The 1,043-nt window shown below is 60.3% G+C and carries 1 protein-coding gene; it reads right to left on the bottom strand.

Translation table 11 applies throughout. The annotated features are described in order from the left end of the window. Positions 1-1,043: elongation factor Tu (gene tuf, locus ACR0K9_RS21475; RefSeq protein ID WP_480826108.1), on the bottom strand; the 1,043-nt coding region annotated here is incomplete at both ends.

Below are 1,043 nucleotides of genomic sequence, written 5' to 3'. Positions count from 1 at the left end.
ACCATCTCGGTGCCAGCCGCCAGGGTCACGGTGCCGGTCACGTCAGTGGTCCGGAAGTAGAACTGCGGACGGTAGTTCGCGAAGAACGGAGTGTGACGACCGCCTTCTTCCTTGGTCAGGATATAGGCTTCGGCTTCGAACTTGGTGTGCGGGGTCACCGAGCCGGGCTTACACAGAACCTGGCCACGCTCAACGCCGTCACGGTCAACACCTCGCAGCAGGGCGCCGATGTTGTCGCCTGCTTCACCACGGTCCAGCAGCTTGCGGAACATTTCCACACCGGTGCAGGTGGTTTTAGCGGTGTCGCGGATGCCGACGATTTCGATCTCGTCGCCAACGTTGATCACGCCACGCTCGACACGGCCGGTCACAACGGTACCACGGCCCGAGATCGAGAACACGTCTTCGATCGGCATCAGGAACGGCTGGTCAACAGCACGCTCAGGGGTCGGGATGTATTCGTCCACGGCCGCCATCAGTTCCTTGATCTTGTCTTCGCCGATGGCCGCGTCACGGCCTTCCATCGCGGCCAGAGCCGAACCCGCTACGATCGGAATATCGTCGCCGGGGAATTCATACGAAGACAGCAGCTCGCGGATTTCCATTTCCACCAGCTCCAGCAGCTCTTCGTCGTCAACCTGGTCAACTTTGTTCATGAACACGACCAGCGCAGGAACGCCAACCTGACGCGCCAGCAGGATGTGCTCGCGGGTCTGCGGCATCGGGCCGTCGGCTGCGTTCACAACCAGGATCGCGCCGTCCATCTGAGCGGCACCGGTGATCATGTTCTTGACGTAGTCAGCGTGGCCGGGGCAGTCGACGTGGGCGTAGTGACGCGCGTCGGTCTCGTATTCCACGTGGGCGGTCGAGATGGTGATGCCGCGCGCTTTCTCTTCCGGCGCACCGTCAATCTGGTCATACGCTTTGAAGTCACCAAAATACTTGGTGATCGCTGCGGTCAGCGTGGTCTTGCCGTGGTCAACGTGGCCAACTGTACCAATGTTGACGTGCGGCTTATTACGCTCAAACTTTTCCTTTGCCAT

It is taken from the genome of Ruegeria sp. L12 (assembly GCF_056531745.1).
This window is presented reverse-complemented; position numbering and strand designations above follow the sequence as displayed.